The sequence below is a fragment of the Mesorhizobium sp. B2-3-15 genome (assembly GCF_006442875.1).
GTDB lineage: Bacteria > Pseudomonadota > Alphaproteobacteria > Rhizobiales > Rhizobiaceae > Mesorhizobium > Mesorhizobium australicum.
In genome coordinates, this window is the sequence record NZ_VFVO01000002.1 from 138,099 (window position 1) to 162,134 (window position 24,036).

General features: G+C 65.2%; 21 protein-coding genes and 1 tRNA gene. 6 read left to right on the forward strand and 16 right to left on the reverse strand.

Annotation, left to right across the window (positions count from 1 at the left end; genetic code table 11):
- Positions 1-30 precede the first annotated feature (30 nt).
- The 6 genes from FJ954_RS04765 to FJ954_RS04790 form a co-directional block, all read right to left on the reverse strand.
- A complete protein-coding gene (locus tag FJ954_RS04765) occupies positions 31-864 on the reverse strand; it encodes an ATP-binding cassette domain-containing protein (protein WP_140660594.1) in 834 nt (277 codons plus the stop codon).
- Positions 857-1,735 (reverse strand): ABC transporter ATP-binding protein, encoded by an 879-nt coding sequence (locus FJ954_RS04770; RefSeq protein WP_140660595.1) that lies wholly within the window; start codon positions 1,733-1,735, stop codon positions 857-859. The genes FJ954_RS04765 and FJ954_RS04770 overlap by 8 nt, the downstream gene beginning before the upstream one ends.
- Positions 1,732-2,580 carry an ABC transporter permease gene (locus FJ954_RS04775; RefSeq protein WP_140660596.1) on the reverse strand — a complete coding sequence of 283 codons (849 nt, stop codon included), beginning with the start codon at positions 2,578-2,580 and terminating at the stop codon, positions 1,732-1,734. Before FJ954_RS04775 ends, FJ954_RS04770 begins: the two co-directional genes overlap by 4 nt.
- Complete coding sequence (locus tag FJ954_RS04780; RefSeq protein ID WP_140660597.1) at positions 2,573-3,580, reverse strand: ABC transporter permease; 1,008 nt, start codon at positions 3,578-3,580, stop codon at positions 2,573-2,575. Before FJ954_RS04780 ends, FJ954_RS04775 begins: the two co-directional genes overlap by 8 nt.
- 88 nt (positions 3,581-3,668) lie before the next feature.
- A complete protein-coding gene (locus FJ954_RS04785) occupies positions 3,669-5,198 on the reverse strand; it encodes an ABC transporter substrate-binding protein (protein ID WP_140660598.1) in 1,530 nt (509 codons plus the stop codon).
- A gap of 112 nt (positions 5,199-5,310) precedes the next feature.
- Complete coding sequence (locus FJ954_RS04790) at positions 5,311-6,885, reverse strand: NAD(P)/FAD-dependent oxidoreductase (protein WP_140660599.1); 1,575 nt, start codon at positions 6,883-6,885, stop codon at positions 5,311-5,313.
- Between the two features lie 118 nt (positions 6,886-7,003).
- On the opposite strand from FJ954_RS04790, the gene FJ954_RS04795 reads away from it, so the two are divergent.
- From FJ954_RS04795 to FJ954_RS04820, 6 genes are all read left to right on the forward strand, one after another.
- Positions 7,004-7,795: a cyclase family protein gene (locus FJ954_RS04795; protein ID WP_140660600.1), complete on the forward strand. Its 792-nt coding sequence runs from the start codon at positions 7,004-7,006 to the stop codon at positions 7,793-7,795.
- 151 nt (positions 7,796-7,946) lie between these two features.
- Positions 7,947-9,518, forward strand: coding sequence for an NAD(P)/FAD-dependent oxidoreductase (locus FJ954_RS04800; RefSeq protein WP_140660601.1), 1,572 nt, complete (start codon positions 7,947-7,949; stop codon positions 9,516-9,518).
- On the forward strand, positions 9,518-10,000 hold the full coding sequence (locus FJ954_RS04805; protein WP_023772620.1) for a MarR family transcriptional regulator: 483 nt from the start codon (positions 9,518-9,520) through the stop codon (positions 9,998-10,000). Before FJ954_RS04800 ends, FJ954_RS04805 begins: the two co-directional genes overlap by 1 nt.
- Before the next feature lie 42 nt (positions 10,001-10,042).
- Positions 10,043-12,196, forward strand: a complete 2,154-nt coding sequence (locus tag FJ954_RS04810) for an indolepyruvate ferredoxin oxidoreductase subunit alpha (RefSeq protein WP_140660602.1) — start codon at positions 10,043-10,045, stop codon at positions 12,194-12,196.
- Positions 12,189-13,757, forward strand: coding sequence for an indolepyruvate oxidoreductase subunit beta family protein (locus FJ954_RS04815; RefSeq protein ID WP_140660603.1), 1,569 nt, complete (start codon positions 12,189-12,191; stop codon positions 13,755-13,757). The genes FJ954_RS04810 and FJ954_RS04815 overlap by 8 nt, the downstream gene beginning before the upstream one ends.
- Positions 13,758-14,102: 345 nt before the next feature.
- Positions 14,103-17,513: an acyl-[ACP]--phospholipid O-acyltransferase gene (locus FJ954_RS04820; RefSeq protein WP_140660604.1), complete on the forward strand. Its 3,411-nt coding sequence runs from the start codon at positions 14,103-14,105 to the stop codon at positions 17,511-17,513.
- 54 nt (positions 17,514-17,567) lie between these two features.
- Here the strand turns inward: FJ954_RS04820 and FJ954_RS04825 are convergent, their stop codons facing one another.
- The 10 genes from FJ954_RS04825 to FJ954_RS04870 form a co-directional block, all read right to left on the reverse strand.
- On the reverse strand, positions 17,568-18,806 hold the full coding sequence (locus tag FJ954_RS04825) for a DUF1501 domain-containing protein (RefSeq protein WP_140660605.1): 1,239 nt from the start codon (positions 18,804-18,806) through the stop codon (positions 17,568-17,570).
- A gap of 46 nt (positions 18,807-18,852) precedes the next feature.
- The gene (locus FJ954_RS04830; protein WP_140660606.1) at positions 18,853-20,379 is read right to left on the reverse strand and encodes a DUF1800 family protein; all 1,527 of its coding nucleotides are present in this window, start codon (positions 20,377-20,379) and stop codon (positions 18,853-18,855) included.
- 118 nt (positions 20,380-20,497) lie between these two features.
- Positions 20,498-20,779 carry a hypothetical protein gene (locus FJ954_RS04835; protein WP_140660607.1) on the reverse strand — a complete coding sequence of 94 codons (282 nt, stop codon included), beginning with the start codon at positions 20,777-20,779 and terminating at the stop codon, positions 20,498-20,500.
- A 109-nt stretch (positions 20,780-20,888) separates the two neighbouring features.
- On the reverse strand, positions 20,889-21,344 hold the full coding sequence (locus FJ954_RS04840) for a periplasmic heavy metal sensor (protein ID WP_140660608.1): 456 nt from the start codon (positions 21,342-21,344) through the stop codon (positions 20,889-20,891).
- A complete protein-coding gene (locus FJ954_RS04845; RefSeq protein ID WP_140660609.1) occupies positions 21,341-21,793 on the reverse strand; it encodes a hypothetical protein in 453 nt (150 codons plus the stop codon). Before FJ954_RS04845 ends, FJ954_RS04840 begins: the two co-directional genes overlap by 4 nt.
- 26 nt (positions 21,794-21,819) lie before the next feature.
- Positions 21,820-22,362 (reverse strand): RNA polymerase sigma factor, encoded by a 543-nt coding sequence (locus tag FJ954_RS04850; RefSeq protein WP_140660610.1) that lies wholly within the window; start codon positions 22,360-22,362, stop codon positions 21,820-21,822.
- Positions 22,363-22,407: 45 nt separating this feature from the next.
- On the reverse strand, positions 22,408-22,830 hold the full coding sequence (locus FJ954_RS04855) for an acid-shock protein (protein WP_140660611.1): 423 nt from the start codon (positions 22,828-22,830) through the stop codon (positions 22,408-22,410).
- Positions 22,831-23,043: 213 nt separating this feature from the next.
- Positions 23,044-23,232, reverse strand: coding sequence for a DUF2158 domain-containing protein (locus FJ954_RS04860; RefSeq protein WP_015314066.1), 189 nt, complete (start codon positions 23,230-23,232; stop codon positions 23,044-23,046).
- Between the two features lie 149 nt (positions 23,233-23,381).
- Positions 23,382-23,591, reverse strand: coding sequence for a hypothetical protein (locus FJ954_RS04865; protein ID WP_181177747.1), 210 nt, complete (start codon positions 23,589-23,591; stop codon positions 23,382-23,384).
- 304 nt (positions 23,592-23,895) lie between these two features.
- A tRNA-Thr gene (locus FJ954_RS04870) sits at positions 23,896-23,971 on the reverse strand.
- Positions 23,972-24,036 lie beyond the last annotated feature (65 nt).

The following is a 24,036-nucleotide window of genomic DNA, read 5'->3' on the forward strand; positions in this document are numbered from 1 at the left end:
CGAAGCCCGTTTTTCGGCGTGCGGTTGTTTTCATGTCGGGACCCTTGCCGTTGGGATGTTCAGCCAGTCCGGATCGATTTCCGGCAGCGGAATGGCGGCGAGCAGGTCGCGCGTGTAGCTCTGCCGCGGATTGTCGAACAAGGCGTCGGTGGCGCTCGCTTCCACGATGCTGCCTTCGCGCATGACGATCACCTGCCGGCACAGCCGCCGGATGACCGACAGATCGTGGCTGATGAAGGCGACCGTCAGGCCCATCTCCGCTGCAAGCTTCTCCAGCAAGGTGAGGATCTGCGCCTGCGTCGACACGTCGAGGCCGGAGACGATCTCGTCGGCCAGCACGAATTTCGGCGATAGCGCCAGCGCGCGCGCTATGCCGACGCGCTGGCGCTGGCCGCCCGACAGTTCGTGGCGGTAACGGCCGGCGAAGCTCTGCGGCAGGCCGACGCGCCGCAGCGCCTCGGCGATACGATCCTTCAGATTGTCGCCAAGCCCGTTCTGCTTGAGCGGCGCGGCGATGATGCTGGCGATGGTGCGGCGCGGATTGAGCGACGACGTCGGATCCTGGAAGATCATCTGCAGGTCGCGGCGCAGTGGCCGCAGTTCCGCTTCCGGCAGATGGGTGATGTCGCGGCCTTCGAAACGGATCTCGCCGGCGCTCGGCTCCAGCAGCCGCACCAGCGCACGGCCAAGCGTCGATTTGCCGGATCCGGATTCGCCGACGATGCCGGTCACCGAACCTCTCGACAGATCGAAGTCGAGACCTCTGAGAATTTCGGCCAGCGGTGCGCGGCCGATGAGCGGCTTGCGCGTCATGTCGGGCAAGGCGACCTTCAGCCCGCGCACGGAAAACAGCGGCTCAGCCATGCGGGCGCCCCCAGGCCTGGTCGGCGGCAGCGATCTCAGCCGCGAGCCCGGCCAGTACCGTCTCGTCCACCGGTTTCAGCGATGCGAAGGGATCGGTATAGCGCGGCGTCGCAGCCATCAGTGCTCGGGTGTAGGGATGCCGAGGTGCCGCGAACAGCGCCGCCGTTTCGGCCTCTTCCACCACCTTGCCGGCATAGAGCACCGACACTTTCTGACTGATCTTGGCGACGACGCCGAGATCGTGGGTGACGAACAGGATCGCGGTGCCGTGCTCGCGTTGCAATTGCGCGATCAGGCGCAGGATCTGCTTCTGCACGGTCACGTCGAGGGCCGTGGTCGGCTCGTCGGCGACGATCAGCCGTGGCTCGGCGGCAAAGGCGGCGGCAATCAGCACGCGCTGGCGCATGCCGCCGGACAATTCGTGCGGATAGCTTTTCAGCACACGGTCGGGGTCGCGGATCTGCACCTCATCAAGCAACTGGCGGATACGTCGATCGGCCTTGTCTCCGCTCCAGCCGAGGATGCACACCAGACGGTCGGTCATCTGGGGGCCGATGCGGCGCGAGGGGTTGAGCGCGGTCAGCGGATCCTGCGGGATCAGTGCCGTGCGCGCGCCGATCAGCGTGCGCCGTGCTTTTGGCGGGAGTTTGCCGAGGTCTTCGCCCTCGAGTCTCATATTGCCTTCGACGATGCGCACGCTCGATGGCAACACGCCAAGCACCGCCTTGCCGATCATCGTCTTGCCGGCGCCGCTTTCGCCGACAAGCGCGCGGACCTCGCCGGGTTGTACCGAGAGCGATACCGAGCGCAGCACGCGCTGGCTGTTGGCCAGCACCGCGCTTAGATTGTTTATCTCGAGACAGGCGCTCATCGCAGCACCGGATCGAAACGCGTCTTCAGCGCTTCGCCGAACTGGCTGAATGACAGCACGGTGAGGATGAGCGTGATTAGCGGAAACACCAGCACCCACCAGGCCTGATGGATCGACAGCCGGCCCTCGGCGATGATGCCGCCCCAGGTCGGGTCGTCGGTCGAGATCGACAGGTTGACGAAGGACAGGATCGCCTCGACGATGACGGCGATGCCCATCTCCAGCGACAGCAGCGCCACGATCGACGGCACCACATTGGGCAGCACTTCGCGCAGCATGATGCCGACGCGGCCATAGCCGGCGATGCGGGCATTCTCGACATAGTCCATGCGCGACTGGCCCATCGCCTCGGCGCGGATCACCCGGCAGAAACGCGTCCAGTCGATGATGGCGATGGCGAGGATGACGGAGCTCAAGCCGGTGCCGAGCACGGCGACCAGGAGGATGGCGAACAGCACCGGCGGGAAGGCCATCCAGATGTCGACGATGCGCGAGATGATGCGGTCTGCCCAGCCGCCGAAATAGCCCGCGACCAGCCCTAATGTGGAGCCGACCACGCAGGCGGCGATGGCCGCCGCGAAGGCAACGATGAGGGCGATGCGGCCGCCGAAGATCAGCCGGGACAAGAGGTCGCGGCCGAGGCTGTCGGTGCCGAGCCAATAGCCCGGCTCGGCGCCATCGAGCCAGAACGGCGGCAGACGTTCCAGCATCAAATCCTGCGCCAGCGGATCCTGCGGCGCGACCAGCGGCGCGAAGATCGCGGCCAGCAGCGCCAGCAGCAGCCAGCCGCCGGCGAGCCACAGCCTCGGGCTCGATCCGCGCCTGATGATGCGTGCCTCATCCATGGCGCAGCCTCGGATTGAGCAGCGCATACATCATGTCGACGGCGAGGTTGATCAGCACGAACAGCAGCGCGAAGACCAGCACGATGCCCTGGATCAGCGGCAGGTCGCGGTTGATGACGGCGTCGATCGCCATGTTGCCGAGGCCCTCATAGGAGAACAGCCGCTCGACGATGACGGTGCCGCCGATGAGGAAGGTGAACTGCACGCCGATGAGCGTCAGCGTCGGCAGCGCGGCGTTCTTCAGCGCCTCGCGCAAGATGACCTGCGTTTCCGAAAACCCCTTGACCCGCGCCAGCACGACATAGTCGAGGTCGAGCACCTCCTTCAGCGACTGCTTCAGGAGCTGCGCGATGATGGCCGCGAGCGGCAGCGCCAGCGCCACGGCTGGCATCAGCATGTGCTTCAAGAGGTCCCAGGTGAGGTCGAAGCGCAGCCGAAGCAGGCTCTCGAAGAAGTAGAACTGGGTGACGAAGGGCAGGTCGAGCTGCGGCGACACGCGGCCGGAAATGTCGAAGATCGGCACCAGCACGCCGAACAGCAGGATCAGCACCAGGCCCCAGAGAAAATCGGGGATGGAAAGCGCGGCACCGCTGGCGATGTCGATGCCGGCCTCGACCGCCGTGCCGCGCTCGCGCGCGCCCAGGATCGCCGTCGTGCCGCCGATCGCCACTGCCATGATGAGCGCGACGATGGCAAGCTCCAGCGTAGCCGGCAGCCGGCTGAAGACGAGGCCAAGCACGTCCTGCCGGAGCGAGATCGAGGTGCCGAAATCGCCCCTGGCGACACCGGACAGCCAGATGAAGAACTGCTGCACGATCGTCTTGTCGAGCCCATAGAGCGCACGCAGACGGGCGATGTCGTCATTGGTGGCGCCGGGCGGCAACATCATGGCGATCGGATCGCCGGGCGCGACGCGGATGACCACGAATACGACGACGGCCACGCCGAACAGCGTGATCAGCATCGTCAGCAGACGGATCAGGAATCGTTGCAGGAGCATGTAAATCTTTGCAGGAGCCCGCAGGCTCATATGCGTGTAGAAATGCGCGCCGTCGCTATGGACGGCGCGCGGTAAGCCCAGGCTGATATCAGGCCGGGGTCATCAGGGCCGGCAGCAGCGCGCCGGAAATATGCTGCACCACCTTGACGCCCTTCGCATGCACGATCGGTTGCGCATACTGCATAAGCGGCAGCACGTAGGCCTGCTCGGCGATGTATTTATCGACCGCCTTCCACCCGGCGATGCGCTTGGTCTCGTCCTTCTCTCCCCACAGCGGGTTGATCATGTCGATCAGGTCCTGGCTGTCCCAGACCGAATGCGGGCTCGGCCCATACATGGCAAAGCCGGTCGACGTGGTCGGGTCGCCAATGGCGTTGCCCCAATTGTAGAAGGCCGCCGGCGCGAGCTTGTCGGCGGCGCGCAGTTCGTAGTGCTTGGCGATCTCGTAGACCTCGATCGTCGCCTCGATGCCGACCTTGCGCCACATGCCGACGATCGCCTGGATCATTTCATAGTCCTTGGGCTTGAAGCCCTTGGTCGTCTGGATGGTGAACTTGACCGGCTTCTCCGGCGAGTAGCCGGACGCGGCCAGCAGTTCCTTGGCCTTTTCCGGATTGTGCTCGACCTTGATCGAGGCATCGTAGGCCGCGTATTCCGGCGTTTCCAGCGTGGCGAGCGGCTGGCCGTAGCCGCGCAGCAGCCGCTTGACCAGAAGCTCCTTGTCGACCGCCATGACGGCTGCCTGGCGCACGTTCTTGTCCAGCATCGCTTCGATGTCGTTGAAGAAGATCATGCCGATGTCGGAAACATTCTTGATCGACCCGGCAAGCCCATCCTTGGCGATCAGCCGGTCGTACTCTTCATAGGGGATTTCGAGCGTCACCTGCGAGGAACCGGATTCGATCTCGGCCACGCGGCTTGCCGCGTCGGTGACGAATTTGATCGTCACATTCTCGAAAGCCGGCTTGCCGCCCCAATAGGTGGGATTGGCCTTCAGCCGTAGGAAGGCGTTGCGCTCGAACTTTTCGACCATGTAGGGACCGGTGCCGATCGGCGCCTTCTCGAAACCCTCGGCGCCGACTTTCTCGTAATAGGCTTTCGGCATGATGTAGCCGGTGAGGAACGACATCCATTTGAAATAGACCGGGTCGAACTGCACGACATCGCCCGTGATCTTGTTGCCGTCGATCTTGAAATTGTTGACGTTCTTCCACACGAACTGGATCGGGTTGCCGGTCTTTTCATCGCCCGCCCGCTGCAACGACCAGACCACGTCCTCGGGCGTGAACGGCGAGCCGTCATGCCAGGTTACACCCTCGCGCACCGTCATCATGATCTTGGTGCGGTCCTCGTTCCAGCCCCATTCGGTGAGCAGGCCCGGCGCGAAGGACAGGTCCGGCTTCTGCGGGATGAACTGGTCGAACACCGACTGGTAGAGGCCCTGGATGGTCGGGTTGACGGCCGACGGTCCGGTGGTCGGGTCCCAGTACGGCAGGTTGACATTATAGGCGATGGTCAGCTCGCCGGCGGCGGCATTGGCCATCTTGGGCAGGCCGACAGCGGCCACACCAAGTGCCGCGGCACTGTATCCCAGTAATTCGCGTCTGTTGATTGTCATGGTCGTTCCCCTTGTTGGTTTATTTGTCTTTTGCGCGGCTTCGTCCGGTCATTGGTTCGGGCTTCGTCGGCAGCAGCGCTTGCCTCTCGTCGCCTTCATGAAATCGTCTGGCCTACCTCCCGCCAAGCTGTTGCGCGAGCATGAACCCCGAGGCGGCACCCGTGCCGGCACCGGGCCATGTCGCGGCGCCGGTGAGATGCAGATTGCTGACCGGCGTGTTCCAGCCGGCATAGCCGCGCGCCGGACGGAACAAGAAGTTCTGCGCCAGATGATGGCTGCCGCAGACCTGGTCGCCGCCGACGAGGTTCGGGTTCTCGCGCTCGAGGTCGATCGGCGAAAACACGGCGCGGCCGAGGATCTTCGCACGCAGCCCAGGTGCGTAGGTCTCGATGATGTCGAGCACGCGCTCGGCATAGCGATCCTTGACCTGATCCCAATGCGCGGGCGCGATCTTGCCGGCGGCATCGCCGAGGACTTCCGCCGGCAGCATGCGCACCTGCACCCACAGAACATGTTTGCCTTGAGGCGCGCGCGACGGATCGACCGCCGTCGGCTGGCCGACGACCAGCACCGGTTCGTCCGGCAACATGCCCGCCATCGCCTGCTGATAGGTGCGCGACATCTGCTCGAGCGATGGCGCCAGATGCACATAGGCGAACTGTCGAAGCTCTGCCCCGGCGCGCCAGTCCGGCAGGTCGTCCAGCGCCAGGTGGATCATCATCGTGCCCGGCGCATGGCGGAATTTTTGCATCGCCATGTCGAAGCCGGCGTCGCCCGAACCGACCGGCAGCAACTTGCCGGCCAGCGCCTTGGGCGTGACGCCGGCAATCACCGCCTTGGTGGCCGTATGCGTCTCGCCGGAAGCAAGCCGCACACCGGTCGCCTTGCCACCGGAGACGGTTATCTCGGCGACATCGGCGCCGGTGACGATCCTGCCGCCGGCCGATGTGACAATGCCGGCCAGCGCGCGGATGATCGTGTCGGCGCCACCCTTGCCCAGCACCATGCCAAAACTCTGGTTGGCCATCGATTCCAGATAGGGGAACACCGCGCCGCCGGCGATGTCGGGCGCGAAGTCGAGATGCATGCCCCAGGTGGCGAGCGTCGCCCTGATGTGTGGAGACTCGAAATTTTCCTCCAGCCAGGCACGCGGCGACGACAGCAACAGCCGGCCGGTGTCGAGCGCGCCGGAAACACCTTTTTTGCGCCACAGGTTCCAGGCGGTGCTTGCAAGCGCCCGGGCGCTCATCGGCGAGCCCAGCAGCTTGAACAAATGCTCGGCTTCGGCGGGGAAGCCAGCAACCAGCCCTCGCCACGTCGCGGCATCGGCGGCTGAGAAGGCCGCCATGCGGCTGGCGGTCTTTTCCAGGTCGTTGCTGACCCCGAACCAGCGACCATCCGGAAAGGCGCTGGCGAAACAGTCGGCGACAGGCGCGAATTCCAGCCCCTGCGCTTTCAATTCATTTGCATATTTCCGGTGGAAGGGGGAGCCGGCGAACAGGCTCAGATTCATCGCGCCGAAATCGTGGCGGAAGCCCGGAAGCGTGAATTCGCGGGTCTGGACGGCTCCGCCGATTGTTACGCTACGCTCGAAAGCCCCGGTTTTCCAGCCCTTGAGCGCCAGATGCGCGGCGCATGCCAGAGTGTTGTGGCCCGCCCCGACAAAGATGGCGTCGAACTCGCTCACGCCCCGTTCCCATTTCCTTTATGCTTAAAGATAATTGCAGATGCATATGTTTTCGTCTAGTAGGATATTAAGGGCCGAGACGAGCCTTGATCATGTCAGACAAGAGGGAACAGAGACCATGGATACCCAGAAACTCCTCGGCGAAGTTGCCGGCCAGCTTCTTTCCGGCGCCATCAAGGTGGTCGACCTGACGGCGCCGCTCGGGCCTGACACACCGCTGATCAAGCTGCCGCCGGAGCTTGCCGTCGACACGCCGAAGGTCGAGATCCACTCGATCTCTCGCTATGACAAGAACGGTCCATGGTGGGCGTGGAACTGGCTGAAGCTCGGCGAGCATTCTGGCACGCATTTCGACGCGCCACAGCATTGGATCAGCGGCAAGGATTATCCGGACGGCGCCACCGATACCATTCCGGCGCAGAATTTCATCGGGCCGGTGAATGTCATCGACTGTTCGAAAGAGGCCGCCGCCGATCACGATTTCCTGCTCACCGTCGACCACATCAAGGCCTGGGAGGCCAAGCATGGCGCGATCAATGCCGGCGAGTGGGTGGTGATGCGCACCGACTGGTACAAGCGCAACGGCTCGGAAGCCGAGTTCCTCAACGCCAACGAGACCGGCCCGCACACACCCGGCCCGACGGCGGAAGCCATCCAGTTCCTGATCGGCAAGGACATCAAGGGCTGGGGCTCGGAGACGATCGGCACCGATGCCGGCAAGGCCGGCGGCATGGAGCCGCCATTCCCGGCGCACACGCTGATGCACAAGGCTAACCGCTATGGCCTCGCCAGCCTCTGCAATCTCGACCAGCTGCCGCCGAAAGGCGCCATCCTGATCGCGGCGCCGCTCAAGATCGAGCACGGCACCGGCAGCCCGATCCGCGCGCTGGCGCTGGTGCCGGGGAAATAGAGCGAGGCGGTCTTCGGGAGAAGATCATGGCTGCAAACGGTACCGCGATGACGAAGTGGGCGCGGCGACCTCGTGGGGTTGCCGCTCTACGCCAAGGAACGCTACCGCGCGCAATTGAACATCATCCACCAAAGCGGGGGAGCGCCCCTCGATGACCGCCCCCGATCACATCATCGTCGGCAGCGGCATCAACGCGCTGGTCTGCGCCGCAATGCTCGGCGGCAAGGGCGCCAAGGTGCTCGTTCTGGAGCGCAACGACCGTATCGGCGGTTGCATGCGCACCGAGGAGATCACCGCGCCGGGCTTCGTCCACGACGTGATGGCGACCACCTTCGTGCTGTTCATCACCTCGCCGGCCTTTGCAGCATTGGGCGGCGACCTCGCCCGGCACGGGCTGGAGTTCTGCCACACCGGCACGCCGACCGGCGTGCTCATGCCTGACGGCAGCCATGCCGTGCTCAGCACCGGCCGCGCCGCCAATGTCGCTGCGCTGAACGCGATCGCGGCCGGCGACGGTGACCGGCATGCGGAAGATGTCGGCGGCATCGAGCGCAATGCCGGCCTGCTGTTCGGTCTGCTCGGCGGCGCGCTTTGGTCGTACCCGACGGCGAAGCTGCTGGCCGGCGATACCTGGCGGCGTGGTCCGCGCGGCCTAGCCGCCTTTCTTGGCGAAGCGCTGGTGCCGGCGCGCGGCTGGCTGGAAAGCAGCTACCAGTCCGAAACCATTCGGGCGCTCTGGGCGCCCTGGGTGCTGCATGCCGGGCTTGGCCCGGAAGATGCGTTTTCCGGCCAGATCGCCAAGGTGATCGCCTTCGCGCTGGAGGCTGCCGGTGCGCCGATCGTCAAGGGCGGGGCGAAGAACCTGCTTGCCGCCTTCGAAGCGCTGATCAGGGAACGCGGCGGCGACATCCGCACCGGCGCCGACGTCGCTTCGGTCGTCCAGGCGGGTGGCCGCGCAGCCGGTGTGCGGCTGGCGTCGGGCGAAACGATCACAGCGAACAAGAGCGTCATCTGCTCGGTCACGCCGACGCAGCTTTACGGCCGTCTGCTCGGCAAGGACGCTTCGAAGGACGACGTCGAAGCGACGAGGAAATACCGCTATGGCAAGGGCAATTTTCAGATCCATTACGCGCTGACCAAGCCGCCGTCCTGGCGCGGCGAGGGCCTCGACAAGGTGGCGCTGCTGCATCTGACGCCCGGACTGGATGGCGTTTCGAAAGCCTGCAACGAGGCGGCGCGCGGCATGCTGCCGGAGGTGCCGACCATCTGCGTCGGCCAGCCGCACGCGCTCGACCCATCACGCTGTCCGGAAGGCCAGGCGATCCTGTGGCTGCAACTCCCCGAGGCGCCCCGTTACATCAAGGGCGACGCCGCCGGCAAGCTCGATGCGCCTGCCGACGGACAATGGACCGAGGCGCTGCGCGAGGCCTATGCCGATCGCGTTGAAGCGATACTCGCCGGCCATATCGACGGCTTCAAGGACAGCGTGATCGCGCGCCGCGCCTATTCGCCGGCCGATCTCGAAGCGATGAACATCAACCTGGTCGGCGGCGACCCTTATGGCGGCTCCTCTGTTGTCGACCAGTCGTTCCTGTGGCGGCCGTTCAAGACCAGCCGCAACCACCAGACCGGCGTCAAGGGCCTCTATCATATCGGCGCCTCGACCCATCCCGGTGCGGGCCTCGGCGGTGGCTCCGGCTTCCTGCTGGCAGGGAGGCTGTGATGGAACAGAAGGTCGCCGAAAAACGCCAGCGCATTTCCACCCTCGGCCAGATCGGCCTGCAGCAATTCGCTCCCTATCTGATGAACCGCATCATGGGCCGCTACAACGCTACCTTGCGCGACGACTTCCGCAAGCAGGGCCTGACCATTTCGCAGGTGCGCACGCTGGCGGTGCTGTCGGTCACCGACGGCGTCACCGTCAACGACCTCTCGGTCTATACGGTCATCGAGCAGTCGACCCTGAGCCGCACGCTCGACACGCTGGAGGGCCAGGGCTTCGTGCGGCGCGAGCAGGGCGTCACCGACAGCCGCATCCGCCACGTGTTCCTGACCGACGAGGGCCGCGCCGAGTTTACCCGCGCCTGGCCGGCCATGCATGACGCCTTCGAGGCGATGTTCGACGATATCGACGACGCCGAATATGCAGCACTCATCGCGACGCTTTTGAAGATGCTCAAAAACATTCGCAAGCACGACATCTAGATAGGCGCCGCCAGCTGTCGGCGGCAACGGAAGGAGGCAGAGATGGCCGAACGGTCTTTTGCCAAGGAAGTCGAAAAACTGAGGCTCGGCGCCGGCGAGGAATTCGCCGGCGAGGGCATCCTCGCCATCACCAAGGCGCTGCTGCAGTGCGGGGTCGGCTATGTCGGCGGCTATCAGGGCGCGCCGATCAGCCATCTGATGGACGTGCTGGCCGACGCGCAGGACATTCTGGGCGAACTCGGCGTGCATTTCGAGGCGAGCGCCTCGGAAGCCACCGCCACCGCCATGCTCGCCGCTTCGGTGCATTACCCGATCCGGGGCGCGGCGACGTTCAAGTCGACCGTCGGCACCAATGTGGCTTCAGACGCGCTGGCCAACCTCGCTTCCGGCGGCGTCACCGGCGGAGCGTTGATCATCGTCGGCGAGGATTATGGCGAGGGCTCCTCGATCATGCAGGAGCGCAGCCATGCCTTCGCCATGAAGAGCCAGGTCTGGCTGCTCGATCCCCGTCCCAACCTGCCGTCCATCGTCAAGGCGGTGGAGGATGGCTTCGAACTGTCGGAAATCTCCAACACGCCGGTCATGCTGCAGGTGCGCATCCGCTGCTGCCACGTGCATGGCCATTTCATCGCCAAGGACAACAAGCGTCCGCCGATGACGGTCGCCGATGCGCTCGAAGCACCGCGCCGCGACACCGGCCGTATCGTTCTGCCGCCCGCCTCCTTCCTGCACGAAAAGGAGAAAGTACAAAAGCGCTGGCCGGCGGCGGTGGATTTCATCGCCAGGAACAAGATCAACGAGTTCTTCGGCTCGGACCATGGCTCCGTCGGCATCGTCATGCAGGGCGGCATGTACAATTCAGTCATCCGTGCGCTGCAGCGGCTCGGCCTTGCCGACACCTATGGCGAGACCGACGTGCCGCTCTACGTGCTGAACGCCGTCTATCCCTTGATCGACGACGAATTCCTCGCCTTCTGCGAAGGCAAGCAGGCCGTGCTGGTCGTCGAGGAGGGTCAGCCCAATTATATCGAGCAGGCTTTTGCCGCGATGCTGCACAAGGCCGGGCGCGGCACCAGGCTGGTCGGCAAGGAGCACCTGCCGATGGCTGGGGAATATACCGGCCAGGTCATGCTCGACGGCATCGGTGCCTTCCTGCGCGCCGAGGCCCCGCATCTGCTGTCGGGCGAAGTGCGCGCACCCAACAAGGTCGGCGACGGCCTCGACACGGCGGACCTGATCAATGTCGTTCCAGGACGACCGCCCGGTTTCTGCATCGGCTGCCCGGAGCGGCCGATCTTCGCCGCGACCAAGCTGGTCGAGCAGGAGCTCGGCAAGCATCACATCGCTTCCGATATCGGCTGCCATCTGTTCTCGATCATGCCGCCCTTCGAACTCGGCGCCACCACCATGGGGTACGGGCTCGGACCAGCCTCGGCCTCGGCGTTCAACGCGCCCGATGCCAAGCGCCGCTCTATCTCCTTCGTCGGCGACGGCGGCTTCTGGCACAACGGCCTGACCTCATCGATCGGCAATGCGGTGTTCAACAAGAATGATGGCGTCATCGTCATCGTCGATAACTTTTACTCGGCCGCCACTGGCGGGCAGGACATCCTGTCGTCGCGCGCGGGCAACAAGACCAAGTCGACCAAGCATCCGATCACCGAGGCGGTGAAAGGCATGGGCGTAAAATGGCTGCGCCATGTCGACCGCACCTACGATGTCGGCAAGATGCAGGACACTCTGCGCGAGGCGCTGACGACTGACGAGAAGGGGCCAAAAGTCATCGTCGCTTCGTCGGAATGCATGCTCAATCGCCAGCGCCGCGAAAAGCCGCTGGTCGACAAGGCGATCAAAGGCGGCGAGCGTGTCGTCAAGCCGAAATTTGGCGTCGACGAGGACATCTGCACTGGCGATCATGCTTGCATGCGGCTCTCCGGCTGCCCATCGCTGTCGGTCAAGTCGCTCGACGATCCGTTGCGCGACGATCCGGTCGCGTCGATCGACCAGAACTGCGTCGGCTGCGGCAATTGCGGCGAGGTCGCCGATGCCGCGGTGCTGTGCCCGTCCTTCTACCGCGCCGACGTCGTGCACAATCCAAGCCGCTGGGACCGCTTCCTGGAGACGGCGCGTCGCGCGACGATCGGCTTTCTGCAGAGGCGGCGCGAAGGCCGGCGCCTGATATTCGCCGATGCTTGATCCTGTTCCTTCCTCGCGCCCCCGGTCCGGTGCTGCCGATGAGCCGGTGATCAAGCTCGCCGTTCTAGCCGTCGGCGGCCAGGGCGGCGGCGTGCTCGCCGACTGGATCACCGACGTCGCCGAGCGCAATGGCTTTGTCGCGCAATCGACCTCGGTCGCCGGCGTCGCGCAGCGCACCGGCGCCACCATCTACTATATCGAAATGGCCCGCGACACCGGCCGCCTGCCGGTCTTCGCGCTGTCGCCCTCGCAGGGCGATGTCGATATCCTGATCGCCGCCGAATTGATGGAAGCCGGCCGAGCCATCATCAGGGGCTTCGTCACCCCCAACCGCACGACGCTGATCGCTTCCTCGCACCGCATCGCCGCCGTGTCGGAAAAGATCGAACCGGGTGATGGCCGCGCTTCGTCGTCCAAAGTCCACGCCACGGCGGAGGCCGCGTCGAAGCGCTTCATCGCTTTCGACATGGAAAAGATCGCCGCCGACAACGGCTCGATGATCTCGGCCAGCCTGCTTGGCGCGCTGGCCGGCTCCGACGCGCTGCCGTTTACCCGTGAAAGCTACGAGCAGGCGATTGGCACCGGCGGCCGTGGCGTCAAGGCCAGCCTCGCCGCTTTCGCGGCCGCGTATGATCGTGCGCGCGGCACGGCGGCGCCGACGGCGAAACCGGCGATTGTCGGATCTGCCTTGGGTTCGGGACATGTGAGTGGCCCGCGAAACTTGTTGCAGGGATGGCAGGCGCTTGCCGCTCGCATCGACCTGCTGCCGGTTGCCGTGCGCGACATGGCGCGCAGGGGCCTGAGAAAGGTCGTCGACTACCAGGACATCGCCTATGGGCGCGAATATCTCGACCGGCTGGACAAGGCCGTCGCGATTGACAGCTTGGATCCAACCCATGCGCTGTCAATCGCGGCCGCCAAGCATCTGGCCAACGCCATGTGCTATGATGACATGATCCGCGTCGCCGATCTGAAGACGCGCTCGACCCGCGCCAGGCGGGTGCGCAAGGAGGTTGGCGTCAAGGATGGTTCGGTCCTGCAAGTGACCGAGTACTTCCATCCGCGCATCGAGGAGTTCTGCGGCACGCTGCCGGCGAGGCTGGGCAGCTACATCGAGGACCGGCCGAAATTGGCAGCCTTCCTCGACCGCCGCATCAACCGGGGCCGCCGCATCCGCACCGACAGCTTTGCCGGCTTCGCCGCTTTGTGGTTCATCGGCGGCCTGCGCCGCTGGCGCCGCCGCCTGCTGCGCCACAAGGTCGAGACCGCGCATCTTGACCAATGGTACACGCTCGCGCTTGGTTACGTGCCGGCGGATTACGCGCTTGCCGTCGAAATCCTCAATTGCCGCCGGCTGATCAAGGGCTACAGCGACACGCATGTGCGCGCCCACTCGAAATTCGACCGCGTGCTGTCGGCGCTTGATCTGCTCGAGGGCAGGGACGACGCCGCCGACTGGATCCGCCGCCTGCGCGAGGCGGCGCTGAAGGACGAGAAGGGCGACATGCTCGACGGCGCGCTGAAGACCGTGGCGACCTTGGGTCGGGCAACGGGCAACTGAGCCGCACGTCCCGACAGACTTCACCGGGCATCGGCCCCGTTGGTATGCTCGAAGCCTCGGAGGGTCACCCCGTGGCGCCCTCGGTCCTGCGAGGGCTGGTTTCGACATTCGGACCATCAACCGGTTTGGTGAACGCTGTTCATTTTTCCCCTTGAACGATGTTCAAAGCGTGATAGAGTGCGATTGTGAACGACGTTCATTTCGCAGCGGCCGAAAGCCGCGGATGGGCAAAAGCGCAGCAAGGAAGTTTAACCAGCTCAGGACTATCACTAAAACTGAACAGCGCCTGCAACCCGCAGGGCCTATCGGCACACTGTCGAAGGGTTCCGCCAGATGGAAATCGCCATGAACACGCATCTCATGCTTTCGCGGCGCTTCGCGCCACTTTTCTGGACGCAGTTCCTGTCCGCCTTCAACGACAATTTCCTCAAGAACACGCTGGTGTTCCTGATCCTCTTCACACTTGCCGCCGATCAGGCGGCCTCGCTGGTCACTTTGGCCGGCGCCGTGTTCATGGCTCCATTCCTGCTCCTGTCGGCGCTGGGCGGCGAGATCGCCGATCGCTTCGACAAGGCGCTCATCGCACGCCGGCTGAAATTTGCCGAGATCGGCGCCGCTGCCGTGGCGGTCGTCGGCATCGCGCTGTCCTCCATCCCCGTGCTGATGACCGCGCTGTTGATGTTCGGCATCATCTCGGCGCTGTTCGGGCCGATCAAATACGGCATCCTGCCCGATCACCTCGAACGCAAGGAATTGCCGGGCGCCAACGCCTGGATCGAGTCGGCGACTTTCGCCGCCATCCTCGGCGGCACCATCGCCGGGGGCGTCGTCTCGGCCGATGGCATCGGCGTCTCGGTCTTCGGGCCGATCATGATGATCCTCGCCGTCGGCTGCTGGTTCGTCAGCTGCTACATCCCTTCAACCGGGTCCGCGGCGCCCGACCTCGTCATCGACAGGAATGTCTTTCGCTCGACCTGGCGCCAGGTCAGCGAATTGCGCACGGACTCACGGATCTGGCGCGCCGGCCTGATGACGTCCTGGTTCTGGCTGATCGGCGCCATTGTGCTTTCGATCCTGCCGACGCTGGTCAATGATCAGCTCGGCGGTGGCGAGATCGCGGTCACCGCCTATCTTGCGGTGTTCGCTATCTCGATCGCCATTGGCTCGGCAATCGCCGCGTGGATGTCGCAGGGACGCATCGTGCTCTTGCCCGCACCGGTCGGCACGGCGCTGCTGGCGCTGTTCGGCCTCGACCTCGCATGGACCATCTGGAGCATGCAGCCTTCGCCCAGATCCGAAACCCTTGGCCTCTTCTTCGCCGGGCCAAACACGATCCGTGTTGCGATCGACCTCGCCGGCATGGCCATTTCCAGCGCCTTCCTTGTGGTGCCGACCTTTGCCGCTGTGCAGGCCTGGTCGCCGGAGGCGCGCCGCGCCCGGGTCGTCGCCGCGGTCAGTATCGTCAACGCCGGCTTCATGACCGTCGGCGGCTTGCTCGTCGCCATCATCCAGGCAGCCGGCGTCTCGACGGGAGGCATCCTGTTCGGCCTCGCCCTGGCCAATGCCGTCGCCGCCTGGCTGATGCTGAAATACCTGCCGACCAATGCCTTCCGCGATTTTGTCTCCATTCTTTTCCGCGCCTTCCATCGGCTGGAAGTCGAAGGCCTGGACAATCTCAAGGCCGCAGGCCCGGCACCCATCCTGGCACTGAACCATGTCAGCTTCCTCGATGGACCGCTGGCTCTGACGCTGACCAATGAGGAGCCGGTCTTCGCCATCGACTACACCATTGCGCAGGCCTGGTGGATGAAGCCGTTTTTAAAGCTGACCCGCGCGCTGCCGCTCAATCCGTCCAAGCCGATGTCGACACGCACGCTGATCAAGATCGTGCAGAACGGCGACCCGCTGGTCATCTTCCCCGAGGGCCGCATCACCGTCACGGGCGGCTTGATGAAGGTCTATGACGGTGCCGCCATGGTGGCCGACAAGACCGGCTCGATGGTGGTGCCGATCCGCATCGAGGGGCTGGAGAAAAGCCCCTTCTCGCGGCTGACGGCGCAGCACGTGCGCCGCCGCCTGTTCCCGAAGGTCAAGGTGACCATACTGCCGCCGGTCAGGCTCAAGGTCGACGACGAGCTGAAGGGACGCAAGCGGCGCGCCGCCGCCGGCGCCGCGCTCTACCAGGTGATGTCCGACCTCGTCTTCCGCACCCAGCATATCGACAAGACCGTGCTCGAAAGGATCATCGAGACGGCGACCGAGCGCGGCATGAAGCAACTTGCCGTGCAGGATCCGGTCGCCGGTTCGCTGAGCTACGGCAAGCTGCTCACGGCTGTCGCCGTGCTCGGCGAGAAGTTCGAGACGCTCTATGCCGGACAGGACACGCTCGGCATCATGCTGCCCAATGCCAATGGCGCCTGTGCCGCGCTGCTCGGCGTCATCTCCGCCGGCAAGGTCCCCGCGATGATCAACTTCACCGCCGGTGCCGCCAACATCCTGTCCGCTTGCAAGGCGGCGCAGGTAACCACCATTCTGACCTCGCGGGCCTTTGTCGAACAGGCCAAGCTTGGCGCGATCGTCGAGGAGATCGGCCGCTCGGTCGATATCGTCTGGCTCGATGATCTGCGCGCGACCATCGGCCTCAAGGACAAGCTGCTCGGCCTGCTGCGCAAGAGCACGCCCAGGGTTGCCCGCAAGGCCACCGACGCGGCCGTGATCCTGTTCACCTCGGGCTCCGAAGGGACGCCGAAGGGCGTCGTGCTCACCCACCGCAACATCCTGGCCAACGCCGCGCAAGCCGCCTCGCGCATCGATTTCCATTCGGGCGACAAGGTGTTCAACGTTCTGCCGATCTTCCATTCCTTCGGCCTGACGGCGGGCACGGTGCTGCCGCTGGTGTCCGGCGTTCCGGTCTATTTCTATCCGTCACCGCTGCACTACCGCATCGTGCCGGAACTGGTCTATGCCTCGAACGCGACGATCATCTTCGGCACCGACACCTTCCTCAGCGGCTATGCGCGTACAGCGCATCCCTATGATTTCCGCTCGGTGCGCTATTGCTTTTCCGGTGCGGAGCCGGTCAAGGCCTCGACCCGCGAAACCTACATGGAGAAGTTCGGCCTCCGCATTCTCGAAGGCTACGGCGTTACCGAGACGGCACCGGTGATCTCCATCAACACGCCGATGTACAACAAATCGGGCACGGTCGGAAAAATCATGCCCGGCATGGAATATCGTCTGGAACCGGTGATCGGCGTCGAGGGCGGTGGACGGCTGTTCGTGCGCGGTCCCAACGTCATGGCGGGCTATCTCAGGGCCGAAAAGCCGGGTGTGCTCGAACCGCTGCAAGATGGCTGGCACGACACTGGCGACATCGTCAGCATCGACGATGCCGGTTTCGTCAGCATTCGCGGCCGCGCCAAACGCTTCGCCAAGATCGGCGGCGAGATGATTTCGCTGGCTGCGGTGGAAGCGCTGGCGGGCGAGCTGTGGAAAGGTTCGCTCTCGGCGGTCGCGACCGTACCAGACCCGCGCAAGGGCGAAAAACTGGTGCTCGTCACCGAGGCCGAGAAAGCGACACGCGCCGAGTTTCTGGCGTTCGCCAAGGCAAACGGCGCCATGGACCTGATGGTGCCGGCTGAAGTGCGCGTCGTGGCGCATGTGCCGGTGCTTGGCTCGGGCAAGATCGACTTCGTCGGCGTGACCAGGCTGGTACGCGGCGAAGCCTTGCAGGCAGCCAAGGTCGAGGCCGCCTGATCGCCGGCGACAGCGAGACGGCGCCGCGGCAGGAGACGCGGCGCCGCCAGACCTTCAGGCGATCAGGTTCATCATCGGCTTCACAGCACCTGAGTCCGGAAACACTTTCTCGCCGAGCACCGAGGCCGAAAGTCCGAACTGGTCGGCGAGCAGGCCTTTCAGCACCGCCCTGACGTCGCTGGTCGGCGCAAGGTCGCGCTGCTGGTAAAGTTGCGCGGGCTTCAGCCCCGGCCAGTCGGCGATGACGCGGCCGCCCTTGATGGCGCCGCCGGCGAGCAGCACCACGGTGCCGGTGCCGTGGTCGGTGCCGACCGTGCCGTTGACCCGCGCGGTGCGGCCGAATTCGGTGATGGCGACGATCGCCGTATCCTTCCAGCGCTCGCCGAGACCTTTTTCGAATTCCTCGAAGGCGCCGTCGAGGCCGCCGAGCAGGCTGGCGAGACGGCCGGTCGCGCCGCCTTCGTTGACATGCGTGTCCCAGCCATCGAAGGCGAGTGCCGCGACACGCGGCCCGTCATCGGCCGCGATCAGCCTGGCGGCACCTTGCGCGGCCTGCCGCATCCCGGCGGCGCTGTCGAGGCCACCTTTCGGCTTCATCGTCTTGGCGCCCATCTGGTCGTCAAGCGCCATGCGATCGGCGTCTAGACCTTTTTGCAGCGCGACGGCCAGAACCGGATCGCGATGCTGGTAGAGGTCGAGAACGCGCGCCGCGAGGTCGCTGGCCGGTGCCGGCAGCGATTGCGGCGCCCAGCCGAGCACGGGAGCCGCGCCACGGATCACCAGCGGCGTCGACGGTCCGACGGCCAGGCCGCCGAGTGTCGCCACGCGGTCGCCCGCCGGCAGGTTCTCCAGCGCCCGATTGAGCCAGCCGGTGGCGACATGGCCGGGACCGGCAAAGCCGCTTTCCAGCACATCCTGGCCATCGAAATGCGAGCGCTCGCGATAGCCGGTCGCAGCGGCGTGCACGACAGCCGCCTGCTTGTTCTTGAACAGCCGCGCAAACACCGGCATCGCCGGATTGACCGCGAAGAAAGCATCGAGCGGCAGTGCCGCGTGCGGGCCGGTGAGCGACAGGGCGATGTCGCCATGCAGGCCGGCATAGTCGGGATCGCCGACCGGACCGACGGTCGACAGGCCGTCCAGCGCACCGCGCAGCACGATGACGATCAGGCGCGGGTCGCGGTTGTCGGCGGCACGGGCGAAGCGCGGCAGATAGGCCCAGGCAAACAGCGCGCCGCCGTTCGTCAGCACGGCGCGGCGGGAAGGGTGAGGGGTTTCGCACAGCAGGCTCATGACTTCGTCTCCATGGGAGTTGTCGGCGCCGGACCTATCGTTCGATCTATCGTCGCTGGAATTCGGGCGCCATCAGCAGCAGCGCCAGGCCTTGCTGCTTGGACTCCGCGCGGGCGACCGCCTGGCGTGTTTCGGGCGAGGCGGAGGGACCGACGACCGCGTCGAGCATGTCGTTGGGGTTGCCTATGTCCTTCACTTGCCGGGCGGCCTGCCATGCGATGTCGAGGCGGGTCTTCATGCCTTCCGCCGATGCCCAGCTGTCCGCCTGGTCGGAAAAGCCGTTCGGTCCCGGCGGCCGCCAGAGCGGCTCGCCCAGCGCGTTGAGCCAGTTGAGCGACTGGCCAGGGTCGTTCGTCGGGCCAGGACCGGCTGCCCGGCGGACGGCCGCGATATAGTCGAAAGGGGAGCGCATCTTGGCCAATGGCGTCGACCACGCTTCCGGCATGTCGACGAGCGCCGCCGCCAGTGTCCTGAGATTGCCGTCGCTCCTGGTGAACACCTTGGCGAGGCGGGCGACCGCCGCCGACGGCGGCTCGTCGGCTATGAAATGGCGGGCAAGTTGCGTGGCGATGTGTTGCGCGGTCGCCGGATGACGGGCGATGTCATTGAGCGCCGCCTCGGCCTGGCCCATGCCGCCAGCCGGATAGGTCTTGCCGAGCAGCACCGCGTCACCCGGCTCATGCGCATTGGCGTTGAAGACGGAACTGCCGGGTTCGCCCGGCCGTCCTTCCCGTCCGGCCATCATCCAGCCGGTCAGGATGCGCGCGAAGCTGGTCACGTCGGCTTGGCTGTAGCCGCTGCCGACACCAAGCGTGTGCAGTTCCAGGATCTCGCGGGCGAGGTTCTCGTTGAGGCCGCGCTGGCGGTTCTTGCCGGCGCGGGAGTCCGGGCCGATCGACTGCTGGTTGTCGAGATAGAACAGCATGGCCGGATGCCGCTCCACCGCCATGAGCATGTCGGCGAAGCGCCCGAGCACGAAAGGCCGGATGGCCTCCCGTTCGAACGCCCCGGCGCTGGCGCGCACGATGTTGTCCTTGGCGACGGAGACGCAGAAATGGTTCGACCAGAAATAGACCAGGCGCTCGACGAAGCCGGCCTCTGCCTGCATTGCCTTGTCGAAGCGCGCCTGTGCCTCGGCCCGGAACAACATAACCTCGACAGGCGGCACGGCCGGTTTGGCCGCGGCCGCGGCCGGGGCGACGGGCGGCGACATGACCGGTTCGGCGGGTGGAGGCATGACCGAAGCCGCGGCCGACGTGGCCGCTGGCGGCTGCTCCGTCGCCATCCGCTGCCGGTCCCGCTTGCGCTGGAGATTTGCCGCCATGCTGGCCTGGATGGCCGGCGTGCTCCCCTTGAGGTCGGCATAGGCGGGATCGTCGAGCGGTATCATGGCGACGTCGGGCCGCCGCAGCTCCGCCTTGAGATAACCGCGAGGGTCGCCGCCCAGTCTTTCGCGGTCACCCGGCCGGGCGCCAAGGCCGAAGCGATTGAAGACTATCAAAGCGGGATCTGGCAAAGCGGGATCTGGCAAGGCGGGATCTGGCGTCATGGGCACTTTGGTCGCGACAGCCATGTCAACGCTCCATCGTTGGATCTCACGCGAGGCGCGCGACGCCCGATCGGCTGTTTCCCCAGCGCAAACCGGGGATAGGCGGCCGGGCAGGCGGATGCCACCCGGCCCCCCCGCGCGCTTACCAGCGGTGCCAGCGATGCCAGTGGCGGTGCGGATGCCAGCCGTAGTAGGCCGGGCCGTGCCAATAGCGGTAGCGCGGATACACCACGACACGGTTGGGAACGCAGCGCCCCCAGTGATTGGGATGCCATCCAGGCCCGCAACCCCAGGCCACGTGCTCGATCAGCGCCGGGGCGGCCGGCTGCGCCACCAGCGGCATGGCGGCAGAGGTCGCGACGGTCGCGGCGGTTCCGGTGAAGGCGAGGACGGCTGCCGCCGCATACTGTGTCAGACGGTTCATGACGTTACTCCGAATGTTCTCCGAGAATGAAAACCTGTGCGTCCCGATTGGTCCGGCAGGCTTGCCCTTCCTCTTGTTAAACGGCCTCGCGGTCGTTTTCCGTCGGCGGTCACGGCGATTTTTTTGGCTCTGCCGTCGGTTGCGGCCCGGCCCGCCTGGCCAGCCCGTCCGCGAGCACGGCGCGATCCCGGGCCGAACCCGCCGTCGCGAACTCGACGATGCGCTGCTCAAGCCGTGTGCGCACGGCAATATCGGCATTGCGCGCCCTTTCCAGCGCGGCCGACAGGGCCGTCGTGTCGAGGACCGGCTGGCGCAGCAGGTCGGATGCCTCGCGCCTGGCCTGCTGGCCATCGAGGATGACCTGGCGGGATTCGCGCCGCACGTCGCGCAGCGCCTTTCGAAACAGCACGCGTTCCTGGTGGGGAAGCCGGCTCCCGGCGGCTTCCAGCGAATAGCCCTGGCCGGGCTTGCCGCTTCTTATCCAGACGGCTCCGCCCGCAAGCGCGCCGGCCAGGAAGACATTCAGCGCCACGGATGCGATCACGAGGTTGCGGCGCGTGCTCATAGGTCCTCCTCGATCGTCTCGCCATCGGACCCGGCATCGCCGAACGCCGTCGCATTGGCATCGAGCACATAGCGGTCGGGCTGAAACTCTGGCGTGACGACGCTCACCAGGGCCAATCCGGCGATGGCGCCGGCCAGGCCGATGCCGGCGAGTCCAAGACCCAGCCACCAGGCCCGTCGGCGCCGGCGCTGGACGAGCAGCCGGTCGGCCATTCGCAGGATGTCGCCGTGCAGTGCCGCGCCAGGCGCCATGACGTCATAGCTGTCGAGCAAGGCGTCTAGTTTGCCTGCCTGCCCCAATATGGCCGCGCCCATCTCGGTCCTTGCGAACGTCGCGCCGGCCGTGCGGTCGGCCTGCGGCCACCGCCGCAAGTCGCCGCCATAGGCCGCCGCCAGAGCCGCAAAGCGCTCGGCATCCATTGCCGATTCGTTCCTGGACCCATCAGACATCGGTCTGTCCTTTGATCGCGGCTTTCTCATTCATCGACACTATCCTTGGCCAGGATCACCTGCAGCGCCCGCCGGCCGCGCGAAAGCAGGCTTTCCAGGGCATCGACGCTGATCTCCAGGGTCGCGGCCGCCTCTATGTTGGACATCTCCTGATAGTAGACCAGGAGGATCGCCTCGCGCTGGCGCGGCGCGATTGCCTGCAAGGCCTGCTCGACCCGATGCGCCTCCTTGCCGGGATGGGCATCGGGAAGCGGGGCGGGATCGACAATGTCCGGCAGCTCGTCGGTCACCAGCTCGCGGCGCCGGCGCAGCCGGTCGTAACAAAGGTTTAGCGTCACCCGGTGGATCCAGCTGTCGAAGCGTGCGTTGCCGCGCCGCCAGCCCGATGCGTGACGCCAGATGCGCATAAAGGTTTCCTGCGCGACGTCCTCGGCCTCCGCCGCATCGCCGAGCATGCGCGCGGCCAGCGAAAGGATGCGCGGCAGCTTGCGCGCGACGAGCGTCCGCACCGCCGCGGGGTCGCCGGTGCCGACCCGGCGAACCACCTCCTCGTCCGGGTCGGGGCTCATGGGTTGGCGCACACCCAATGTCCATCATGCGTCATAGCCTCTTGGTCATTGCTCCGGCTTGGGAGCGGATTTGTGGCCCGGCATCTCGTCGCCCGTCAGAATGCCGTCGCCATTCTTGTCCAGCCTGGCAAAGCGCTTGGCGAATAACGCATCGAGCTCGGCCCGGTCGATGAAGCCGTCATGGTTGGAATCAATGCGCGCGAAGGATTTGGCGGGATCGCCCTTGACGTTGCGCTTGGCCTGAAAGGCCTCCCATTCCAGCAGGCTGATCTTGCCGTCGCCGTCCGTGTCGGCGGCCATGATCGCCTTCTCTCGCCGTTTCTGGAACTTGGCCAGCGTGATGTCGGACTTGGCGGCCGACGATGTCGCGGGGGGCGGTGTGGCGGCCGGTGGCTGTGTCCCTGTCTGGGCCAGAGCCGCGGTGGTCAGCAGGCTCAGGGCAGCGGCAAGGATCGAACGGCGTATCATGCTTCACGTCTCCGGTTGGCGCATTGCCATGGCCCGATGCCATGGTCATGCTTCAACCGTTAAACGTCGTGATCGCAGAAATCCGTCGGTCGCCATGCCTATCACGCCGCTTGCCGGCGGTGATGGACTTTGGCGGCCCAGGGTACGGCAGAACACCTCGTCCGGCGCATCTGAATTGCGCCGGGCCGGCCCGCCCGTTGGCGAAGGCGGGAATTACGTCGATTGGTCGGCGGCTATCAACTGATCCGATTTGAAGCCGGCATGCTGCGGGGTCCACACATCGCCGTCTTTGTTGAACCAGTGGCACAGATACATGCCGGAAGCGGCGCCGTCGCTGACCGTCATTTTCGGGCCTCCCGACCTCAGCTTGACGACGTCTCCGGTCTTGAAAGTGTTGGGCATTTGGACCTCCCATGCTGACACCCGACATTTCATACCAAAACGGGGGTCCCGACAATGGCATATGGGTCTTCTGGGCTACTGTCTTATGCGGCAACGCGGAGGCATCGCCGACGGCATCATCGGGGCGAATCGGGCGACCGCCCAACAGGTCAGTCCACCTCGATCACACGCCTGGCCGGCTTCCCAGTCGGCTCCCGTCGGCGCGCAGGCGGGGCCTTGTCCGCCAATGCCTCCTGCTGCAGTCTCTGCTCCCTCAGGCGGGTTGTCTTGGCGTCCCTTGCGTGACGCTCGGCATCCAGCACCAGCTTCGCTTCGCGGTCCGCTCTTGCCAGCTTTTCCTTGTCGACACGCCTTGGCAATTCAAAACCTCCTGTCATGGAACTGTCGGCAGGAAATGTGCAACCCAAGTGTCTGTTCCAAAAAAATAGAAATGAGAGGCCCATCATTTGTTATTGAGATTTGAAAATCCCGGATTGCGTGCTTTCGCGAGTTTCCAGGCCCGGAGGAAGTCGCGACTTGCCTCGCGGATCTTCGGTCGATCTGCACCGGTCCCGAGTTGTTGTCGATCGGCGGGCAGATCCTTGCATCCATAACAAACGCAAACGGCCGGGATTCGAGCCTCTTCAGCGCGTCCAAGCAGCTTCGACCATCGGTTTGAAAAACTGGTGCCGCTTAGGTGACTCGAACACCTGACCCCATCATTACGAATGATGTGCTCTACCAACTGAGCTAAAGCGGCCCGGGAGGCCAAGGCCTCCAAGATGGGCAGGGTGATAGACTCAACCGGCCGCGAATTCAAGATGC

Bases quoted from the DNA above. Each gene is read 5' to 3' on its own strand.
- FJ954_RS04800 (WP_140660601.1), top strand. From the start codon at position 7,947: ATGACCGCCCCCGATCACATCATCGTCGGCAGCGGCATCAACGCGCTG.
- FJ954_RS04765 (WP_140660594.1), bottom strand. From the start codon at position 864: ATGGCTGAGCCGCTGTTTTCCGTGCGCGGGCTGAAGGTCGCCTTGCCC.
- FJ954_RS04785 (WP_140660598.1), bottom strand. From the start codon at position 5,198: ATGACAATCAACAGACGCGAATTACTGGGATACAGTGCCGCGGCACTT.
- FJ954_RS04810 (WP_140660602.1), top strand. From the start codon at position 10,043: ATGGCCGAACGGTCTTTTGCCAAGGAAGTCGAAAAACTGAGGCTCGGC.
- FJ954_RS04780 (WP_140660597.1), bottom strand. From the start codon at position 3,580: ATGCTCCTGCAACGATTCCTGATCCGTCTGCTGACGATGCTGATCACG.
- FJ954_RS04770 (WP_140660595.1), bottom strand. From the start codon at position 1,735: ATGAGCGCCTGTCTCGAGATAAACAATCTAAGCGCGGTGCTGGCCAAC.
- FJ954_RS04850 (WP_140660610.1), bottom strand. From the start codon at position 22,362: ATGAGCCCCGACCCGGACGAGGAGGTGGTTCGCCGGGTCGGCACCGGC.
- FJ954_RS04805 (WP_023772620.1), top strand. From the start codon at position 9,518: ATGGAACAGAAGGTCGCCGAAAAACGCCAGCGCATTTCCACCCTCGGC.
- FJ954_RS04775 (WP_140660596.1), bottom strand. From the start codon at position 2,580: ATGGATGAGGCACGCATCATCAGGCGCGGATCGAGCCCGAGGCTGTGG.
- FJ954_RS04825 (WP_140660605.1), bottom strand. From the start codon at position 18,806: ATGAGCCTGCTGTGCGAAACCCCTCACCCTTCCCGCCGCGCCGTGCTG.
- FJ954_RS04840 (WP_140660608.1), bottom strand. From the start codon at position 21,344: ATGAGCACGCGCCGCAACCTCGTGATCGCATCCGTGGCGCTGAATGTC.
- FJ954_RS04845 (WP_140660609.1), bottom strand. From the start codon at position 21,793: ATGTCTGATGGGTCCAGGAACGAATCGGCAATGGATGCCGAGCGCTTT.
- FJ954_RS04815 (WP_140660603.1), top strand. From the start codon at position 12,189: ATGCTTGATCCTGTTCCTTCCTCGCGCCCCCGGTCCGGTGCTGCCGAT.
- FJ954_RS04830 (WP_140660606.1), bottom strand. From the start codon at position 20,379: ATGGCTGTCGCGACCAAAGTGCCCATGACGCCAGATCCCGCCTTGCCA.
- FJ954_RS04855 (WP_140660611.1), bottom strand. From the start codon at position 22,830: ATGATACGCCGTTCGATCCTTGCCGCTGCCCTGAGCCTGCTGACCACC.
- FJ954_RS04795 (WP_140660600.1), top strand. From the start codon at position 7,004: ATGGATACCCAGAAACTCCTCGGCGAAGTTGCCGGCCAGCTTCTTTCC.
- FJ954_RS04820 (WP_140660604.1), top strand. From the start codon at position 14,103: ATGAACACGCATCTCATGCTTTCGCGGCGCTTCGCGCCACTTTTCTGG.
- FJ954_RS04860 (WP_015314066.1), bottom strand. From the start codon at position 23,232: ATGCCCAACACTTTCAAGACCGGAGACGTCGTCAAGCTGAGGTCGGGA.
- FJ954_RS04835 (WP_140660607.1), bottom strand. From the start codon at position 20,779: ATGAACCGTCTGACACAGTATGCGGCGGCAGCCGTCCTCGCCTTCACC.